The following is a 19,403-nucleotide window of genomic DNA, read 5'->3' on the forward strand; positions in this document are numbered from 1 at the left end:
GACACACACATTGACTTCCGTACGGGGAACCCTTTACGTTCGGCGCCGACCCTGTCCGGCAATTCGACCTACGTTCGGAATATCGGTCATTCGCGGTGCGAGAGCGGTCCCGCCTCCGGAAGGAACTCCCCCCATGCCCCGAACCGCGCGTTTTCCAGGCGCAAGACGTCTGTGCAGAGATGCCCCGGTCCGTGCCGGGCTGCTGATGACCGCCCCCCGCCGACCTCATCGGCATCCAGAGCCGGGAGCCCGCCGACCGGTTCGTGGATCACGCCCGGCACCGTCTCGGTCGAGCTCTCCCTGGCCGACGGATCATCGAACACCCTGTCGTTCTCCAACTCCGCGCCTGGGCACCGAACTTCGCCGGCCATCGCGTTCCGCTCGCCGCCCGGCGCGAACGGCGCCCAGGTCGCCGGACAGCAGCCGAACCGCTGCCTCGACATCATCACCAAAAAACGGCTCCGACGCACACCTGTTGGTTGTCGCAAAACCCCGGTTCAGGGGGTGATGGGCTTCGAGACCCGGCGGGACAGGATCCCTCAGGGCCCGAAAAGCCGAGTCGGGAGCGGGAGGCGTACTCCCGGTTCATGCGGCAGGGATAGAGCAATCCGGAAGCGTGCCGGATCGCCGGCACAGGCGCCCGCAGGGGCAGGAGGTGGCTTTACGGTCGTGAGCCCACTGGCTCACCCAGGAAGGCACCGGGACCGCCTGGCACGGTGACGGCGCTTTCCGGACCGTCCCGGTGTCTGTGCGAGGCCGTGTTTCGCGCGAAGAGCCGCCTATACATGCGACGCCTCTGAACAAAGGACAGATCGTGGACATCACCAGACGACAGCTCGGTCGCCTCGCCGTGGTGGGCACCGGGGCGCTCATGCTGCCGGGTCTGCTGCCGTCGAGCAAGGCGGCGGCAGCCGCGCTTTCGGCCGGTAAGTGGGGCGACCAGGGCGACGGCACCTACGTCAACCCCATCCTCCCGGGCGACTTCAGCGACTGGGACTGCATCCGGGTCGGCGCCGACTACTACGGCATCACCAGCACGTTCGGGTACTCCCCCGGCGTGGCCGTGCTGCACTCCAAGGACCTGGTCAACTGGCGCACGCTCGGCGGCGCGGTCGACGATCTCACCAGCATCGGACCGCTGCTGAACTGGGACCGGATGAACCGCTACGGCCGTGGCGTGTGGGCCGGGGCCCTCCGCTACCACGCGGGGCGGTACTGGGTGTACTTCAACACCCCCGACGAGGGCTTCTTCATGACGTCGGCCCCCTCGCCGTCCGGGCCGTGGGATCCGCTGACGGCGGTGTGGCGGACCTCCGGCTGGGACGACCCGTGCCCGTTCTGGGACGACGACGGACAGGGCTACCTGGTCACCACGCACTACGCGGACAGCTACAAGATCCACCTGTTCAAGCTGTCCGCGGACGGCACGTCGCTGGTCGGTCCGTCCACGGTCATCCACCAGTCGCCGGGCAGCGAGGCCAACAAGCTGTACAAGATCAACGCCCTGTACTACCACCTCTACAGCGAGGTGAAGTCCGAGGGCCGGGTGCTCATGATGAACCGCGGCTCCAGCCTCTACGGCCCCTACGAGACCCGCCAGCTGGAGCACGTCAACGCCTCGGTGGACCGCGAGCCCAACCAGGGCGGCCTGGTGCAGACTCCGGACGGCGCCTGGTACTTCGTGACCCATCACGGCCACGGCGACTGGGAGGGCCGGCCGCTGTCCCTGCTGCCGGTGACCTGGGTCGACGGCTGGCCCATCCTGGGCCAGGTGGGCGCGGACGGCATCGGCACCATGGTCTGGACCGGCCAGGTCCCCGCCGGCGGCACACCCGGGCTGCCGCTGGACGCGCTGCCCCCCGTGGTGACCAGCGACCTGTTCACCGACACCCGCCTCAAGCCGCAGTGGGAATGGCACTACCAGCCGCGCGCGGACCACTGGTCGCTGACCGAACGCCCCGGCTTCCTGCGGTTGAAGGCGTTCGCCCCGCTGGCCACCGACAACCTGACCAAGGCCGGCAACACCCTCACCCAACGGGTGCTGCGCACCGCGGGCGGCGCGACGGTCACCGTCCGCCTGGAACTGGCCGGCCTCGCCGACGGCCAGCACGCCGGACTGTGCCACTACGCCGCCACCTACGCGGGGCTGGGCGTCCGCCGCACCGGCACCACCACCACGATCGCGCACAACGCCGGCGGCACCCTGACCAACGGCCCGGCGATCACGCAGAACGCCGTGTGGCTGCGCACCACCTGGGACGTGGGCGGGGTCAGCCGGTTCTCCTACAGCCTCGACGGAAACACGTTCACCTCGTTCGGCGGCACCTACCAGCTCACCTGGGGCGGCTACCGCGGCGACCGGGTCGGCCTCTACACCTACAACCCCAACAACGCCGGCTACGTCGACGTCGACTCGGTGCAGTACACCATCGCACCCACCAGGGCCTACAAGTGCGTCAGCGTGCGCAGCGGCAAGGTCGCCGACGTCTCCGGCGCCTCGAAGGCGGACGGCGCCGCCGTGATCCAGTGGCCCGACAACGGCAAACCGAACCAGCAGTGGGCCTTCCAGTCCACCGGGGACGGCTACCACACCATCACCTGCGTCAACAGCGGCAAGGTGCTCGACGTAACAGGGTCCTCCACCGCGGACGGCGCGGCGGTCGTGCAGATGACCGCCGACGGCCGCACGAGCCAGCAATGGCAGCTGCGCCCGCAGACCGGCGGCGAGTTCGCCCTGGTCAACCGCAACAGCGGCAAGGTCCTCGACGTCAAGGGAGGCAGCACGGCCGACGGTGTCGCACTGATCCAGTACCGCGACGTCGGCAGCTCCAACCAGCGCTGGACCTTCCACCGCGTCACCAACTAGGGCCTCTGAAGGGGGCCTTGCACGCTCGAGCAAGGGCGCCGATCGCCGCGCCACATCGGCAGCACACAAGCCGGTGACGGCTGCACCCGACCGCAGAACATGTGAGCCGACACACCAACGACCAAGCAGCGCTCTCGTCACCGAAAGGTGCAAGATGTCTTCCTTCGTCAGCAGACGGCGCCTCCTGCAAGCAGCCGGGGCCACCGTCGCCGCCTCAGCCACCGGTTCCTTCGTCGGCAGTTCTCCCGCCCACGCGGCCATCCCTCCCGCAAGGGCCGACATCGGAGTCTTGGCGCACCCCTTCGAACTCGGCCGGGTCCGGCTCACCGCAAGCCGGTGGCTGGACAACCAGAACCGTACGCAGAACTACCTGCGGTTCGTCGATGTCGACCGGCTGCTGTACAACTTCCGCGCCAACCATCGGCTGTCCACCAACGGTGCGGCCGCCAACGGCGGCTGGGACGCGCCGAACTTCGGCTTCCGCACCCACATCCAGGGGCACTTCCTCACGGCATGGGCACAGTCGTACGCCGTGACCGGGGACACCACCTGCCGGGACAAGGCCACCTACATGGTCGCGGAACTGGCCAAGTGCCAGGCCAACAACAGCGCAGCCGGTTTCAATCCCGGGTACCTCTCCGGCTACCCCGAGTCCAACTTCACTGCTCTCGAGCAGGGAACCAGTGGCGAGGTGCTCTACTACACCATCCACAAGACCCTCACCGGCCTGCTGGACGTATGGCGCCACATCGGCAGCACACAAGCCCGGGACGTGCTCCTCGCCCTGGCCGGATGGGTCGACTGGCGCACCGGCCGGCTGACCACCCAGCAGATGCAGACCATGCTGCGCATCGAGTTCGGCGGCATGAACGCCGTGCTGACCGATCTCTACCAGCAGACAGGCGACGCGCGGTGGCTCACCGTCGCCCAGCGCTTCGACCACGCCGCGGTCTTCGACCCCCTCGCCGCCAACCAAGACCAGCTCAACGGAATTCACGCCAACACCCAGGTACCCAAGTGGATCGGGGCCGCCCGGGAGTACAAGGCCACCGGCACCACCCGGTACCGGGACATCGCCACCAACGCCTGGAACATCACCGTCAACGCGCACACCTACGCCATCGGAGGCAACAGCCAGGCGGAGCACTTCCGCGCCCCGAACGCCATCTCCGGCTACCTGACCAACGACACGTGCGAAAGCTGCAACACCATCAACATGCTCACCCTCACCCGGGAGCTGTTCACGCTCGACCCGAACCGCGCCGCGCTCTTCGACTACTACGAGCGGGCGTGGCTGAACCAGATCATCGGCCAGCAGAACCCTGCCGACGACCACGGCCACGTCACCTACTTCACCCCCCTCAGACCGGGAGGCCGACGCGGCGTGGGCCCGGCGTTGGGCGGCGGCACCTGGAGCACCGACTACGGCACCTTCTGGTGCTGCCAGGGCACGGGCCTGGAGATGCACACCAGGCTGATGGACTCCATCTACTTCCACAACGACACCACGCTGACCGTGAACATGTTCGTGCCGTCGGTGCTCACCTGGACGGAGCGCGGTATCACCGTCACCCAGACGACGACCTACCCTGTCAGCGACACGACGACCCTTCAGGTCACCGGCAGCGTCAGCGGAACGTGGGCGATGCGCATCCGCATCCCGGGCTGGACCACCGGGGCCACCATCAGCGTCAACGGCGTCGCGCAGAACATCACCACCACGCCGGGCAGCTACGCCACCCTGACCCGCTCCTGGACCTCCGGCGATACGGTCACCGTCCGCCTGCCCATGCGGGTCATCATGCGAGCGGCCAACGACAACGCCAACGTCGCCGCGATCACCTACGGCCCGGTGGTCCTGTCCGGCAACTACGGCAACTCCGCGCTCAGCTCCCTCCCCTCGCTGAACACGTCCTCGATCACACGAACCAGCAGCAGTTCGCTCGCTTTCACCGCCACCGCCAACGGCTCCACCGTCAACCTGGGCCCGTTCCACGACGCACACGGCCACAACTACACCGTCTACTGGAACGCCAGCGGCACCTTCCGTCTCGTCAACGTGGCCAGCGGTCTCCTGCTGGGCATCCAGAACATGTCCACGACCGACGGTGGCCGCGCGCTGCAGTGGTCGGACAACGGCACCGCCGACCACGACTGGCACATGATCACCGACGGAAACGGGTTCCGCTTCCGCAACGCCCACAGCGGCAAGGTGCTCGGCGTCTTGAACATGTCCACGGCAGACGACGCGACCGTCCTGCAGTGGTCGGACAACGGCACCGCCGACCACAGGTGGACGCTGCTCGACCAGGGAGACGGGACCTACAAGATCCGCAACGAGCACAGCGGCAAGTTGCTCGCCATCGCGAACAACTCCACCGCTGTCGGTGCGTTCGCCGTGCAGGACTCGGACGACGGCACTGCCGACAACCGGTGGCGCATCTTGAGGAACTGAGTCCGCCGCGGAACCAGGTCTTGGTCGCTCTCCGCCCTTCAGCTCGCTCGGCTCTTCGACCGCAATTCGGCATTCCGAACACCAGGGTCGGGTCGCAGCACATCAGTCCGGACAGCCTCTGGCGGGGCCAACCGGAACCGCTCACCCAAGGAATGAGGTCCCCATGCTCAGACGTACTTTCAGCCGCCGACATCTGTCTGTGCTGCTCGCGGCTTTGGTCGCTTCGGCGGCGACGCTCGTCGCCAACCCGGCTCAGGCGGCCACCACCGGCGCCGTGCGCGGTGTCGCTTCCGACCGATGCCTCGATGTGCCCGGCGCCAGCCAGACCGACGGCACGAACCTGCAGATCTGGGACTGCTGGGGCGGATCCAACCAGCAGTGGACGCTGACGGACACCAACCAGCTGACCGTGTACGGCAACAAGTGCCTGGATGTTCCGGGCCACGCCACCACGGCCGGTACCCGACCGGTGATCTGGGCCTGTAACGGCGGTACGAACCAGCAGTGGCGGGTCAACGCCGACGGCACGATCGTCGCCGTGGAGTCCGGGCTGTGCCTGGACGTCAGCGGCGGCGCCACGGCCAACGGCACTGCGGTGCAGCTTTGGAATTGCAACGGCGGCAGCAACCAGAAGTGGACCGGGCTGTCCGCGCCGCCGGGCGGCACGTGTGCTCTTCCCTCGACGTACCGGTGGACGTCGACGGGTCCGTTGGCGCAACCGTCGAACGGGTGGTACTCGCTGAAGGACTTCACCACCGTGACGTACAACGGCAGGCACCTGGTCTACGGGACGTACGCTTCGGAATCGGGATGGCACTCGATGATGTTCAGTCCCTTCACGAACTGGTCCGACATGACCTCGGCCACCCAGAACGGCATGAGCCAAGGCGCGGTGGCTCCCACGCTGTTCTACTTCGCGCCCAAGAACATCTGGGTACTGACCTCAAATGGGTGGGGTACCCAATGGCCCTTCGTCTACCGCACGTCGAGCGACCCCACCAACGCCAACGGCTGGTCCGCGCCGCAGCCGCTGTTCACCGGCAGCGTCCCCAACGGCAGCGCGATCGACCCGACCCTGATCGCCGACGACCAGAACATGTACATGTTCTTCGCCGGTGACAACGGCGAGATCTACAAGTCGACCATGCCGATCGGGAACTTCCCGGCCAGCTTCGGCTCGACGTACACGACGGTCATGAGCGACACGGTGAAGAACCTGTTCGAGGCGCCGCAGGTCTACAAGGTCCAGGGCCAGAACCAGTACCTCATGATCGTTGAGGCGCGGGGTGCGAGCGAGCAGCGCTTCTTCCGCTCGTTCACGGCCTCCGGCCTGAACGGTCCGTGGACCCCGCAGGCCGCCACCGAGAGCAACCCCTTCGCCGGCAAGGCCAACAGCGGTGCCACCTGGACCAACGACATCAGCCACGGTGACCTGGTCCGCAACAACCCCGACCAGACCATGACCATCGACCCCTGCAACCTGCAGTTCCTCTACCAGGGCCTGTCCCCCGACACACCGTCGGGCACTCCCTACGTGCAACTGCCGTACCGGCCGGGCCTGCTCACCCTGCAGCGCTGACCCGCGGGCACACGACCAGAAGCTTGTGACCGTGCCTGTCAGGCACGGTCACAAGCCGCGTCCGCCTTGTCTCCCAGGAAGGAACCTTCCATGGTTCGCGTACACAGACGACTGCTGCGTCTCCTCACAGCCACCGCACTGACGCTCACCGCCTGCGTCACCGCCTCCGCCGGCACGACCGCCGAGGCCGCACCGGGCAGCCCCGCGCTCACCCCGCCGCTGGGGTGGAACAGTTGGAACAGCTTCGGGTGCGGGATCACCGAGGCGCAGGTCCGCCAGGCCGCCGACGTGATGGTGTCCTCGGGCATGAAGGACGCGGGCTACCAGTACGTGGTGGTCGACGACTGCTGGTTCGACCCGCAGCGCGACGCGGCAGGCAACCTGCGGGCCAACCCGACCAAGTTCCCCAGCGGGATGAAGGCGCTCGGAGACTACATCCACGGCAAGGGCCTGAAGTTCGGCATCTACCAGGCGCCGGGCGAGCGCACGTGCGCGCAGGGCGTGGGCACCTACCCCGGCTCCACCGGCAGCAAGGGCCACGAGACCCAGGACGCCGCCACATTCGCCTCATGGGGCGTGGACTACCTCAAGTACGACTGGTGTTCCGGCAGCGGCACCCTGAGCGAGCAGATCGCGCAGTTCACGATCATGCGCGACGCCCTGCGCGCCACCGGGCGGCCGATCGTCTACAGCATCAACCCGAACAGCTTCCACGCCCCCACCGGCGCCAGCTACAACTGGGGCGAGGTCGCCGACCTGTGGCGGACGACCGAGGACCTGCTCGACATCTGGCAGAACGGCAACACCAACAGCTACCCGATGGGCGTCGGCAACGTCCTGGACGTCACCGCGCCCCTGGCGGCTCAGTCGGGCCCCGGACACTGGAACGACCCCGACATGCTGGTCGTCGGCCGCCCCGGCCTGTCACTGACCGAGTCCCGCTCCCACTTCGCCCTGTGGGCACTGATGGGCGCACCGCTCATGGCCGGCAACGACATCCGCACCATGTCCGCCGACGTGAGCGCCATCCTGCGCAACCCGCGCCTGCTGGCGGTCAACCAGGACTCGCTGGGCGCGGGCGGACGCAGGGTGCGCGACGACGGCAGCACCGAGGTGTTCGCCAAGCCCCTGTCCGACGGCTCGGTCGCCGTCGGCCTGTTCAACCGCGGAGAGGGCACCGCGACCCTCACCACCACGGCCGCGCAAGTCGGCCTGTCCGGCGGCTCGTTCACCCTCACCGACCTATGGACCGGCGGCACGTCGAACACGGCCGGCCAGATCTCGGCCAGCGTCCCCGCGCACGGCGTCGCCGTGTTCAAGGTGACCGGCGGCAGCCCCCTGGCCGCCACCACCGCACGCCTGCGCGGTAGCGGGTCCGGCCGCTGCCTCGACGTGGACAACGCCTCCACCGCAGCCGGGACGAAGACGCTGATCTGGGACTGCCACACCGCCGCGAACCAGCTGTGGACCACCTGGGCCGGCGGCGAGATCCGCGTCTACGGCGACAAGTGCCTGGACGCCTCCAACCAGGGCACCACCAACGGCACGCCGGTCATCATCTGGCCCTGCAACGGCCAGAACAACCAGAAGTGGACCGTCGGCTCCGACGGGTCGATCCGCAACGTCCACGCCGGGCTGTGCCTCGACGCCAACGGGGCCGGCACCGCCAACGGCACCGCGGTCATCCTGTGGACCTGCAACGGCCAGAACAACCAGAAGTGGACCACGCTCCCGTAACCTGCCATCCTGCCGCGCAGGCAGATGTCCGATCGGAAGAGGGCAGTCCCACGACAGCAGACCAAGCTGCGGGGACTGCCCCTCCTGCACCGGGGACCGGGGCTTCGAACGCCTCGCCGCAGTCACCGGCGAGGCGCTCCAGTGGCAGGTCACATCCGCCGAGGTGGTCTATCGACTCGACTCGTCGGTTCCCACCGCGCTCAAACTGAAGAAGCGGCTCACGCGCTTCGCGCTGGACGACCAACTCGACCGCCTGCCCATCGGCGACATGGTCTCAGTCACTCTGGCGCAGCTGAGCACGGGCACCGGATCACCGCGGCCGTCGCCTGCCAGGCGGCCGACACGCCCGCAACATCGCCCTGCGGTTCTCGCCGCGCTGCCGGATCGCATCGAGACCACGCCCTGGGGCGAGGAACGGGGACGCACCACGCCGGCGAACGGCAGACCGCGGAGGAAGCGGGCATTTTCACGGTCCGTACGAAAGCCGGCCGACGGGCGTCGGTGAAGGCGTCGCCCGTCGTCGGGATCGTCAGACGGCGATGATCTGCCACTGCTGCCGCGTCAGTGACGCGTACGGCTGCTGCTCGATGTTGGCTCCGTCGGCGGTGCTGCCCTCGTCCACGGCGAGGCAGAGCCCGCTGTAGCGGTTGACGAGGAAGTAGTAGCCGTCACCGGTGGGCGTGACGGCCCAGTGCTGCTGGGGGGCGTTGGCGTCCGACCAGATGCCGACGTTGCCACCGTCGGTGCGGGAGAGACCCGCGACCTCCATGAGCTTGCCGCTGCCCACACCCTTGATCTTGTAGTAGCCATCGCCGGTCTTGGCGAAGGTCCATTTCTGATTGGCCTTGTTGAGCCATGGCCACTGCAGGACGTTGGTGTTGTTGGCGGTGCCCCCGCCCTCCACGTCGGCGACCTTGCCGCTGTGCCGGGCGACCAGCCGGTAGACCGTGCCGTCGCCGGGCAGCGTGGTGGACACCAGGGCAGGCTTGGCCGTCCGGCCGCCGATCCTGACGCCGCCCATGTTGGCGTAGCCGCCTGTGGCCGCGTTGGCCCGGATTCGTACGAAGCCCACGTTCCGGGCGGGCCATTCGGCCACCTTGGTGGCGCGGTCGCCGGCCCAGGTACCGGTGGCGACCTGGGTGAAGTTCGTGCCGTCGGTGCTGGTGGAGATCGTGTACGAAGTGATGTCGCCGTCGGTGGTGTTGCTGCGGTTCCACTGCTTGGGCAGGTATTCCAGGGTGGAGACATTGCTCCACACCCCGCCCAGATCGATCGTGATCGAGTGAGGCAGGGCCGAGGGCAGTCCCCACGTCGACCAGCAGGTCTCGTAGCCCCTGTCGCTCAGCCCGTCGATGGCGTTGAGCGGTCCCTCGCCGGTGCGGAATCCGGTGGCGTAGGCGCTGACGGGCGTCACGGGGTGCTCGGCGCGCAGCATCTGCGTCGGCAGTGGTGGCCGGGAGGTGTTGGGGCTCCAGGCCGCCCCGACTTCGGCGAGCCGGTTGACGATGTTGGTGTCCAGCCTGCCGTCGCGGTTGGGCGGGCAGTTGAGGATGAACGAGGTGTACTTCGGTTCCAGGTCGGCCAGATGGGACAGGATCGCGTCCTTGCTCATCAGGCTCTCGGTCGGCGTGGTCGGATGCCAGAACCAGCCGTTGCTGATCGTCTGTCCCTGCGTGGCGGCGTAGGTGTTCCCGGCCGGCGCGGTGACGCCCAGCGGCTCCTCGAAGTAGATCGCGTCACCGAGGAACGGTACCGACAGCGCACCGTGGTCGATCATGACGATGTCGGGCTGGAGCGACTTCACATGCTCGCGGATGCGCTGGTAGGAGACGGCCTGCTGGCCCATCTGCCAGGCGTAGCCGTCGGTGACGAACATGTCGATGGTGCCGTAGTTGGTGAGCAGCTCGGTGATCTGACCGAGGATGAAGGTCATGTCGCCGGGCTGGATGGCATCGGTGATCTCGAGGCCGGACACCTTGTGCCGGCTCTCCCACGCCTCGACGCCGAAGGTGCGGTCCCAAATCGAGTAGTAGAACCCGACCCTCAGCCCCTTCGCCCGGAAGGCGTCGCAGTACGCCTGCACCACGTCCTGCTTGTAGGAGCTGTTCGCGACGTTCTGGGTGCCGTAGGCGCTCGGCCACAGGGCAAAGCCGTCGTGGTGCTTGGTGGTCAGGATGCCGTAACCCATCTTCGCCGCCGCGGCGGCGGCCGCCCACTGGGCACAGTCCACGGCCGTGGGCGCGAACAGGGCGGGGTCCTGGTTCGGGGCGGCCCACTCCTGGTTGGTGAACGTGCCCAGGCTGAAGTGGTTGAACATGCCGAACCGCATGTTCACCAGTTTCTCCAGGTTGGTCTGGGGGTCCGCGGCGGCCGCCTCCGCCACCAGAGGCGACAACGCGGGGATCACTGGCACCGCGGTCGCGGCCACAGCGGCACCCGCGGCGCCCAGCAACGTGCGACGGGACAGTCTTCTTTCTGACGACATGGGTCTACTCCCGGTTTCGGGTGGATTTGAGGTCTCGAGGGAGGGGCGGCAGCCCGAGTGCCCGCGATCCCAAGTGCTTCAGGCGCGGCCCTCCTTGTGGGCTCCCGCCTGTACGACGCCGGCCCCGAGACAGCCGCCCTGCCGCCGCTACACATGTGGCGGCGTTACGCATGAAGTTCGACCATGTGACGCCCTGATGTCAACGGGTGTGCAGGGATGAAAGCTCCTTCTTGGCTCACGTTCTTGTACCAAATGATTGCTATCACCCCATTGTTCAGCGCCAGACATGCAATGTTTCGGGGCTGCGCGAAGGGTGCGCCGCCACTCGAGAGGTCCGCAGGCAAGCAAACAGCGCCTCCCGAATACGCATTACTGGTGGGATCGATTCAGCCCCCGGGCAACCGCTGCGAGCTCCAACACCCATCTCCTTTCCAGCGTTTTCTCCCGACGTCGCAGGTCCACTGCCTTACCAATTCGGGCATTTCGTTGCGGCCGGGCCCAGGTGGCCAGCCCTCAACTCCTCGGCCGGCAGACGCCCGTGGGCGCTGAGGTCGACCACACCCGAACATGGGCTCCGGCGGCCTGCGCGAGGGCGATGATGATGCCGACGGGTCCGCCGTCGACCACGCCGGCCTTCTCGCCGTCGCGGACCTGGGCTCGGCCGACGTTGTGCACAGCAGGTACTCAACACGATGGCGCCCATGGCGGGCTGACCTTCGGCTCCGGGACGGTCCTCACGCCCGAGCAGGTGAGCCGTGCCGTGGCGGTCGGGGCCCGTTTCGTCGTCTTCGCCGGCTTCGACGAGGCCTCCGCCACCAAACTGATGCGCGCCCCGCGGGCCGGCCTCGACCCCGTCAATCTCTTCCCGGCCGAACCGCTCGGCGGCATCCCGCTGCTGCGCGCCCTCCCAGCACCCTCCCCGATCCGCAACCTTGGGTTCTGATGGCTGTCGCAGCACCCCGGTTCCAGGTGGCGATGGACTTCGAGATCCGGCGGGGGGATCCCTCAGGGAACTCGTCCCCGACAAGCCCTGGTTCCGGCTGGAAGACTCCGGCCGCTGACGGTCGGCGGGTCCGACGGCGCGGTGACCGTGGCCATCACCGCCGCACCGCCGGCGTCACCGGGGCCGTGGCCCTCGACCACGGCCCCGGCCAGGGGGCGCAGGGGTCTGACCCAGTGATGCACTGCTGAGTGGCTGTCTCATTCAGCGGCGTCAGGACACGGTGAACATCTGGTGGTCGGCGCCGTCGAACGGGCGTTGCTCCAACTGGTCGCCCTGGGCGCCGCCCGCGGTGAGGTAGAGACCGCTGTGGCGGTTGAGCAGCCGGATACGGCCGTTGCCCGCGTCTTCCGCCAGCCATTCGTCGTTGGTGTTCACGTTGGCTTCGTACGGGTACTGGATGGCCTTCGCGCCCGCGTCGCGGGAGGCCGACCTGATGACGACGTCCTTGCCGCTCGCCTGGCCGACGATCCGCGTGTATCCGTCGCCGAGGGGCACGAACGCGAAGCGCTGGTTGGTGCCGCCGGTGCTGGGCCAGCGGATGATCGCGGCGTCGTTCGCGAGGCTCGCGCCCTTCACGTCGAGTACGTGGCTGCTGCCGGCGATGGTGACCGTGCGGTTCCCGGTCGGGATGACCGGGACCTTGGTCAGCCTGACCACATGGCCGCCGCCCGCGACCACCGGGACGCTCAGTGTGTCACCGGCCTGGATGACCTTGCTGGTGCGGGTCAGGCCGTTGGCGCCGTCGGTGATGATTTCCGCGTGCCAGGTTCCGGAGCCGAGGAACGTGGTCGGGTAGCTGATGGTGGTGGCGCCGCCGCGCCTGAAAGCCCCGACGAACCACCGGTCGCCGTTGCGGCGCGCGATGACCCCTCCGGTGAGTGGGTCGCCAGAGACGTACTTCGTCTCGTCCCACACGGTGGGCAGCATGCGCAGCCACCGCTGTGCCTCGGGCCGGGCCTGATAGTCCGAGATTCGGCTGCCGGGCAGCATGATGCCGCTGTCCAGGAGTACGCCGAGGGCGAGTTCGGCGGCGTCGCTGTTCGGGTTGCCCTGCTGGAAGCTCAACGGCGAGTAGTCGGCCGGGCCCAGTACGCCGCGAGTGAACGGGAGCGCGGCCACGTGCCCGATGTCCCGGCCGCCGGCGTATTCCTCGCCCCGGACGGCCTCATTGGTCAGCACGTGCGGCCAGGTGCGGTGGACACCGACGGACAGGCGCGAGCCGTGCAGGTCGACCATCAGCTTGTACCGGGCGGTGTCGGCCAGGGCCGCGTCGTACCACTGCTGACGGGCCCGGGTCTCGGAACCCATGAAGTCCATCTTTACGCCGACGACACCCCACCCGGTGATCTTGGTGAACTCGGCGTCCCGCTCGGCGGCGGTGTCCAGGTCCTGCCAGTGGTACCAGAGCATGATCCGCACACCGCGCTCACGGGCGTAGGTCACGAGCTCGGGAATGATCGCCTGGTTGGCCTTCCACCCGTCGTCCACCAGAAGGTAGGGCCAGCCCTGCGAGGAGGCGTAGTCGGCCCACTGCTTGAGCTTGGTCAGGTCGCGCTGGGTGTCCCACATGCCGTCCAGCCACGGCCACGCGGCGACACCCGGCTTGATCCACGAGGTGTCGGAGATCTTCGACGCGGGCGCGACGTCGTCGACCAGCGTGGACTCCACGATCGTCGCCGTGCTGCCGATGGCGGCGGTGCGCCACGCTGTGGTGAACGCGCCGGATTGCACGATCTGCGCGTCGGCGAGCGCGACGGTGAACCGGCCGGTGCCCTGGGTGTGGGTGAACTGGCCACCCGAGTAGTTGCCGTCCACGCCGGACTCGGCGAGCAACACCCGCGCACCGTTGGTCTGCTGGGCGAACATGCCCATGTCATACGAGCCCGTCGGGACGTCGGCGACCGCAGAGGTCGCATAACCCCTCTCGTGATCGGGACTGAACACCTGCCGGGACAGCTGGGCGTCCGTCGGCAGCTCGAACGACGTCGCCTCTCTCAGCACCGTCGCACCCGACGGCAGCTCGTAGCGCAGCGCCATACCATCCGCGGACGTGCGGACATGCACGGTCATCTGCGCGGAGCCCTTCGCGAACACCAGTCTCGTCTCGGTCGCGGACCGCGTCCGGATGCGGGACTTTCCCGCCATGACCTCGTAGTTGTACGAGATGGGCGTGTCCGTGCGTCTGACGAACTCCAGTCCGGCGGTGAAGTCGGCCTGACTGGTCACCAGCCCGATCGGAGCGGGCATCAGGGCTTGGCGGCAGTTCCAGGTCGCGCCGAGCGAGAGGGCGCCGTTCGCGTCCAGCGCCACGGTGGCGCGCACGCCGTCACAGCCGGTCTGAGCGACACCGGGCTGAACCGAGGTCCAGCTCCCCGGCGTGACGGCGGACGCGGGCACCGCACTGACCGAGCCCATGCCGGCGAGCACGGCGGCGGCCGTACCGGCGACTCGAATCCCGCTTCGCTGTAGGAGTTTCATGCGGTGGCCTTCCGGGTGGTCGCAGGTGGTCCGTCGCGCATCGCTCGCGCCGGGGGTCGGAGGGAGATTGCCTTTACATCCCATCACTGTCAAGGGATCAGTCCTCAACTCCTGGGAGTTACCGTGCAGTTAAGGCTTGCAGTTCGCCCTTTTATGGGATGTCTGGCGTCGACCGGGTGCAGTCGACCGCCATGCGGAGCAGCCCGTTCACAGGTTGCGCAAGCGAGCTCGACGCACCTGCGACGGCGCCACGAACCAGATGCTCACGCGCAACCCCGCCATCGCGGGCCGGGACACCACACTTCGTCACCACGATTACGGGACAGAGCTGTTGGGCGGACAGGCCTGTTCGACGAGGGACTACGGATGTCGGATGTATTGACGCCGCCCACTTCCCTCACTTACTGTCAGCCGACTTTACGAACACCGTTCGATATATCGCACACCTGGCTGGTCGGACACCGAGTTGGGTACGGCGCTTCCCTGCGCAACGCGGGGAGGGAACGCCGCCGGGCGACCCACAGCCCGTCTCACCGCGCCGCCCCCAACGCGCGCTCCGATCGCCAACCGTTCGTCCGGCCCGCACCACGACCGCTCCACCCGGGCGACAGCCGTGACTCAGCCGCACACGGCAGGCGCACCGTTGCCCGGATCCGCCCCCTTCCAGATCGTGCAGTAACCGGTCCAGCCCTGCCCCCACCGAGACCGAGCTTCACCCGCCATCTCGCTTTCCCCCTTCGCGACGGTGGCAGCTGCACCCGACAGGAGATCCGATGTCTGTGCTCCGCGCCCGGCTGACGGTGATGTTGCTCGCCGTCTGCCTCCTCTTCACGGGCCAAGCCCTCACCACAGCCCAGCGGGCGGCCGCCGCCGACCCCGGCTACCTGATGGTGCACTTCACCGGCGACTCCGCGACCGGTCAGATGCTGTACCTCGCGCACAGCACGGACGGCCTGCACTGGAGTGACCTCAACGGCGGAGCGCCGGTCCTGAACTCCAAGATCGGCACGAAGGGGGTGCGCGACCCCGCACTGGTGCGCTCTCCCGACGGCAGCAAGTACTGGATCATCGCGACCGATCTGTGCGTCCGATGCGGCTCGACGTACACCAACGGCAGCCCCAACTTCGTGGTGTGGGAGTCGACCGACCTGGTGACCTGGTCGAAGCCGTGGCTGCTCGGCGCCGCCGGACTGATCCCCGGCGGAAAGAACGCGTGGGCGCCGGAGGCGATCTTCAACCCCGAGACCAACGACTACGTCCTGTACTGGGCGACGAACGCCTCGGTGAACGGCATCTTCAAATACCGCATCTACGCCGCCCGCACCAAGGACTTCCGCACCATCACCACCCCGCAGATCTGGATCGACCCGCCCGGCAGCACCCCGGTCGTCGACACCCAGATGACCGAGGTGCCCGCAGGCACCGGCCCCTACCGCTACCTGCGGGTCTCCGGCGACGGCCAGAACAACGTCGAGGGCAGCAACTCGATCCTCGGGACGTGGACCAACCTCGGCAACCTCTCCAGCATCGGCCTCACCGGCAACGTGGTCGAAGGCCCGGTCTGGATGAAGTTCAGGGACCGCGACGAGTGGGCCCTCTACATCGACTACAACAACCCCCAAGGCGTACGCGAGTACAGGCCGATCCTGACGACCAACCCGTTCGACGTCAGCACCTACCGGCCGCAGGATGCGACCAGCTACGACATGGGCGGCACCCCCAAGCGCCACGGCGCGATCATGACCCTCACGGCCGCCGAGGAGAGCCGCGTGCTCGCCCGCTGGCCCAACACCCCGGCGCAGCGGCTCCAGTCGTTCAACTTCCAGGACCGGTACGTGCGCCACATCGACTTCGACGTGCGCATCGACCCGAACGTCAGCCCCGTCGAGGACTCCCAGTTCCGGATCAGGCCCGGCCTGGCGGGCACCGGCACCGTCTCCTTCGAGTCGGTGAACTACCCCGGCTACTTCCTGCGCCACGCCAGGTACGACTTCCAGCTCGCCCTCTACGACGGCAGCAGCCAGTTCGCCGCGGACGCCACCTTCCGGAAGGCCGACGGCCTCGCCGACGCCACCTGGTCGTCGTTCCAGTCGTACAACTTCCCCGACCGCTACATCCGCCACTACGCCTACCAGCTGCGCCTCGACCCGATCACCACCGCGACAGCCCGCAGTGACGCCACCTTCCGTGTGACCAACTGACCCGCACCGACAGGGGTGCCGGCGCCTGTGACACCACCTCACTGTGGCGCCAGGACACCAGCCGGCTCGCCGCCGCCCCTCGGAGCTGACAAGCACCCCGCCCCGAATCCGGTGCCGAAAACGGCCGAAGCCGCACCGGCACGGAGGTGTCAACGCAACCCGCGCCGTCCGCACAGCCGGGCACCGGGGGTTCGTCGACGCTCACATCACACCACACCTGGTGAAGGAGTTCTTCATGATCAAGCCATCGTGGTCACGCAGCGTCAGACGCGCGCTGCTCGCGGCGGGTGCCACCGCCGCGCTCGCCGCCGGCCTGCTCACCGCCACGGCCACCACCTCGCAGGCCGCCACCCAGGGGCCGTGCGACATCTACGCCGCCGGCGGCACCCCCTGCGTTGCGGCGCACAGCACCACCCGCGCCCTGTACGGAGCGTACAACGGCCCGCTGTACCAGGTCAGGCGCGCCTCCGACAACGCGACCAAGGACATCGGCCTGCTGAGCGCCGGCGGATACGCCGACGCCGCCGCGCAGGATTCCTTCTGCGCCGGCACCAGCTGCATCATCACCGTCATCTACGACCAGTCCCCCAAGGGCAACAACCTCACCCAGGCACCCGGGGGCGGAGCGGCTGGCGGGCCGGACAACCTCGCCAACGCATTCGAGGCGCCCGTCACCGTCGGCGGACACAAGGCCTACGGCGTCTACGTCGCCCCCGGCACCGGCTACCGGAACAACAACACCAACGGCATCGCCACCGGCGACCAGCCCGAGGGCATGTACGCGATCTTCAACGGCAAGCACTTCAACGGCGGCTGCTGCTTCGACTACGGCAACGCCGAGACCAACAACCTGGACACCGGCAACGGCCACATGGAGGCCCTCTACTTCGGCAACAACAAGGGCTGGGGCTGGGGCAGCGGCAACGGCCCCTGGGTCATGGCCGACCTGGAGAACGGCCTGTTCTCCGGGGTCAACCGCGGATTCAACGCGGGCGACCCGACCGTCAACCACCGGTTCCTGACCGCCATGCTCAAGGGCGGCCCGAACCAGTGGGCCCTCCGCGGCGGCAACGCCCAGTCGGGCAGCCTGTCCACCTTCTACAACGGCGTACGCCCCACCGTCTCCGGCTACAACCCGATGCACAAGGAAGGCGCGATCATCCTCGGTATCGGCGGTGACAACAGCAAGTGGGCCCAAGGCACCTTCTACGAAGGCGTCATGACCCAGGGCTACCCCTCGGACGCCACCGAGGACGCCGTACAGGCCAACATCACCGCCGCCGGCTACGACAGCGGCTCCACCAGCACCGGCTCACTGACCCCCGGCTCCCGGATCTCCCTGAAGGCCACCACCTCGCCCTGCTGCACCTCGCACTACCTCCGCCACAACGACGCCGACACCAAGGTCGTCATCTCCAGCATCAACTCCGCCAGTTCGGCCACCGACAAGGCCGACGCCACCTGGATCGTCCGCGCCGGCCTGGCCAACACCTCCTGCCTGTCCTTCGAGTCCGCCAACAACCCCGGCCAGTTCCTTCGCCACTTCAACTACCAGCTCAACCTGAACTTCGACGACGGCGGCAGCGCATTCGCGAAGGACGCCACCTTCTGCCCCACCACGGGCAACAGCGGCGTCGGCACCTCCTTCCAGTCCGTCAACTTCCCGACGAAGTACATCCGCCACTACAACTACACGGCCTACATAGCCAGCAATGGCGGCACCAACGCCTGGGACTCCGCGACGGCGTGGGCCCCGGACACCAGTTGGCTCACCGCATCTCCCTGGAGCTGACGAGGGACCGAACCCGTGGGTGCCTCCAGCCGGCCACTCACGGGTTCGGGAGCCGCCCACGGTCGTGCGCAGACGGTCGGCGACCGATCCTGCGAAGTCCTTTCCGTGCGGCGCCCCGGCCTTCAGCTGTGGCGCCGTTCGGACGTGGATGCTTGTTCTGCCAGCCGAGAGCGACTCATGACAAATGCCGAACAGGACCATTTGCGCCGCGAATTCACTCTTCCAGCGCCCGATAGCTCCACCAACGAAGTTCGACATATCGACCAAGATGGTCTTTCGATGCGACCACATCCCCGGCTTTCCATACGCCTCGGAGGCACCAGACGAACGCACCCCCCTCCCGTCGCGCCGGCTGTTCCTCGGCCTCGCCGCGGAGTAACAGCCGGTCGGACAGGGCCTGGTCGATCGTGCGGATGCGGCCTCAGGCGTAGGAGCGGGGGATGGCGAACACCTTCGTTTGGCCGTGCCCGTCGCGCTGCGCCTGGCGCAGCAGGGCGAGCGCGCCCTCCGGGTCGGCGATGCCGATCTTCCAGCCGCGGGGTGTCGGCGGGCAGGAACTGCACGAACTCGTCCACGTGGCCGACGCCGAGCCATCCGGTGTCGAGCACCAGCGACTCCTGCGCCTGCTGGGCCTTGACGGATCAGCGTGCGGGGCGCCATGAGGCGGATGTTGACCACGTTCGGGTTGTGTGCGGAGCGGCCCAGTTCGGCGGAGACCGGTGGAGGCCCAGACGTAGTAGCCGTCGGCCAGGTAAGCCAGGCGCTGGTCGCCGTCACGATCACCGATGGTCCCCCAGCCTGTGCGAC

11 protein-coding genes are annotated in these 19,403 nt (G+C 68.0%); 7 read left to right on the plus strand and 4 right to left on the minus strand.

Translation table 11 applies throughout. The annotated features are described in order from the left end of the window. Window positions 1-814: 814 nt before the first annotated feature. The 4 genes from ABZO29_RS01790 to ABZO29_RS01805 all read left to right on the plus strand — a co-directional run bounded on the left by ABZO29_RS01790 (window position 815) and on the right by ABZO29_RS01805 (window position 8,637). On the plus strand, window positions 815-2,866 hold the full coding sequence (locus ABZO29_RS01790) for a family 43 glycosylhydrolase (RefSeq protein ID WP_367318344.1): 2,052 nt from the start codon (window positions 815-817) through the stop codon (window positions 2,864-2,866). A gap of 154 nt (window positions 2,867-3,020) precedes the next feature. Next, complete coding sequence (locus ABZO29_RS01795; protein WP_367318345.1) at window positions 3,021-5,321, plus strand: beta-L-arabinofuranosidase domain-containing protein; 2,301 nt, start codon at window positions 3,021-3,023, stop codon at window positions 5,319-5,321. A gap of 163 nt (window positions 5,322-5,484) precedes the next feature. Then, complete coding sequence (locus tag ABZO29_RS01800; RefSeq protein ID WP_367318346.1) at window positions 5,485-6,900, plus strand: non-reducing end alpha-L-arabinofuranosidase family hydrolase; 1,416 nt, start codon at window positions 5,485-5,487, stop codon at window positions 6,898-6,900. Between the two features lie 90 nt (window positions 6,901-6,990). Further along, window positions 6,991-8,637, plus strand: coding sequence for a ricin-type beta-trefoil lectin domain protein (locus tag ABZO29_RS01805; RefSeq protein WP_367318347.1), 1,647 nt, complete (start codon window positions 6,991-6,993; stop codon window positions 8,635-8,637). A gap of 529 nt (window positions 8,638-9,166) precedes the next feature. On the opposite strand, the gene ABZO29_RS01810 is transcribed toward ABZO29_RS01805, so the two are convergent. Together ABZO29_RS01810 and ABZO29_RS01815 are read right to left on the minus strand one after the other, a co-directional pair. Then, window positions 9,167-11,122, minus strand: coding sequence for an alpha-L-fucosidase (locus tag ABZO29_RS01810; RefSeq protein WP_367318348.1), 1,956 nt, complete (start codon window positions 11,120-11,122; stop codon window positions 9,167-9,169). A gap of 513 nt (window positions 11,123-11,635) precedes the next feature. Further along, window positions 11,636-11,797 carry a hypothetical protein gene (locus ABZO29_RS01815; RefSeq protein WP_367318349.1) on the minus strand — a complete coding sequence of 54 codons (162 nt, stop codon included), beginning with the start codon at window positions 11,795-11,797 and terminating at the stop codon, window positions 11,636-11,638. Between the two features lie 73 nt (window positions 11,798-11,870). On the opposite strand from ABZO29_RS01815, the gene ABZO29_RS01820 reads away from it, so the two are divergent. Further along, the gene (locus ABZO29_RS01820) at window positions 11,871-12,065 is read left to right on the plus strand and encodes a hypothetical protein (protein ID WP_367318350.1); all 195 of its coding nucleotides are present in this window, start codon (window positions 11,871-11,873) and stop codon (window positions 12,063-12,065) included. Window positions 12,066-12,335: 270 nt separating this feature from the next. On the opposite strand, the gene ABZO29_RS01825 is transcribed toward ABZO29_RS01820, so the two are convergent. Beyond that, window positions 12,336-14,603: a glycoside hydrolase family 97 catalytic domain-containing protein gene (locus ABZO29_RS01825; protein WP_367318351.1), complete on the minus strand. Its 2,268-nt coding sequence runs from the start codon at window positions 14,601-14,603 to the stop codon at window positions 12,336-12,338. Window positions 14,604-15,376: 773 nt separating this feature from the next. On the opposite strand from ABZO29_RS01825, the gene ABZO29_RS01830 reads away from it, so the two are divergent. Both ABZO29_RS01830 and ABZO29_RS01835 read left to right on the plus strand, forming a co-directional pair. Continuing rightward, on the plus strand, window positions 15,377-16,804 hold the full coding sequence (locus tag ABZO29_RS01830; RefSeq protein ID WP_367318352.1) for a glycoside hydrolase family 43 protein: 1,428 nt from the start codon (window positions 15,377-15,379) through the stop codon (window positions 16,802-16,804). A 235-nt stretch (window positions 16,805-17,039) separates the two neighbouring features. Next, window positions 17,040-18,596 carry an alpha-L-arabinofuranosidase B gene (locus tag ABZO29_RS01835; RefSeq protein ID WP_367318353.1) on the plus strand — a complete coding sequence of 519 codons (1,557 nt, stop codon included), beginning with the start codon at window positions 17,040-17,042 and terminating at the stop codon, window positions 18,594-18,596. A gap of 122 nt (window positions 18,597-18,718) precedes the next feature. Here ABZO29_RS01835 and ABZO29_RS01840 read toward each other — a convergent pair whose 3' ends face one another. Next, window positions 18,719-19,204, minus strand: a complete 486-nt coding sequence (locus ABZO29_RS01840; protein WP_367318354.1) for a hypothetical protein — start codon at window positions 19,202-19,204, stop codon at window positions 18,719-18,721. Window positions 19,205-19,403: the final 199 nt, after the last annotated feature.

Source organism: Streptomyces sp. HUAS ZL42 (genome assembly GCF_040782645.1).
In the GTDB taxonomy this organism is placed as follows: Bacteria; Actinomycetota; Actinomycetes; order Streptomycetales; family Streptomycetaceae; genus Streptomyces.

Bases quoted from the DNA above. Each gene is read 5' to 3' on its own strand.
- ABZO29_RS01805 (WP_367318347.1), top strand. From the start codon at position 6,991: ATGGTTCGCGTACACAGACGACTGCTGCGTCTCCTCACAGCCACCGCA.
- ABZO29_RS01795 (WP_367318345.1), top strand. From the start codon at position 3,021: ATGTCTTCCTTCGTCAGCAGACGGCGCCTCCTGCAAGCAGCCGGGGCC.
- ABZO29_RS01835 (WP_367318353.1), top strand. From the start codon at position 17,040: ATGATCAAGCCATCGTGGTCACGCAGCGTCAGACGCGCGCTGCTCGCG.
- ABZO29_RS01800 (WP_367318346.1), top strand. From the start codon at position 5,485: ATGCTCAGACGTACTTTCAGCCGCCGACATCTGTCTGTGCTGCTCGCG.
- ABZO29_RS01810 (WP_367318348.1), bottom strand. From the start codon at position 11,122: ATGTCGTCAGAAAGAAGACTGTCCCGTCGCACGTTGCTGGGCGCCGCG.
- ABZO29_RS01825 (WP_367318351.1), bottom strand. From the start codon at position 14,603: ATGAAACTCCTACAGCGAAGCGGGATTCGAGTCGCCGGTACGGCCGCC.
- ABZO29_RS01830 (WP_367318352.1), top strand. From the start codon at position 15,377: ATGTCTGTGCTCCGCGCCCGGCTGACGGTGATGTTGCTCGCCGTCTGC.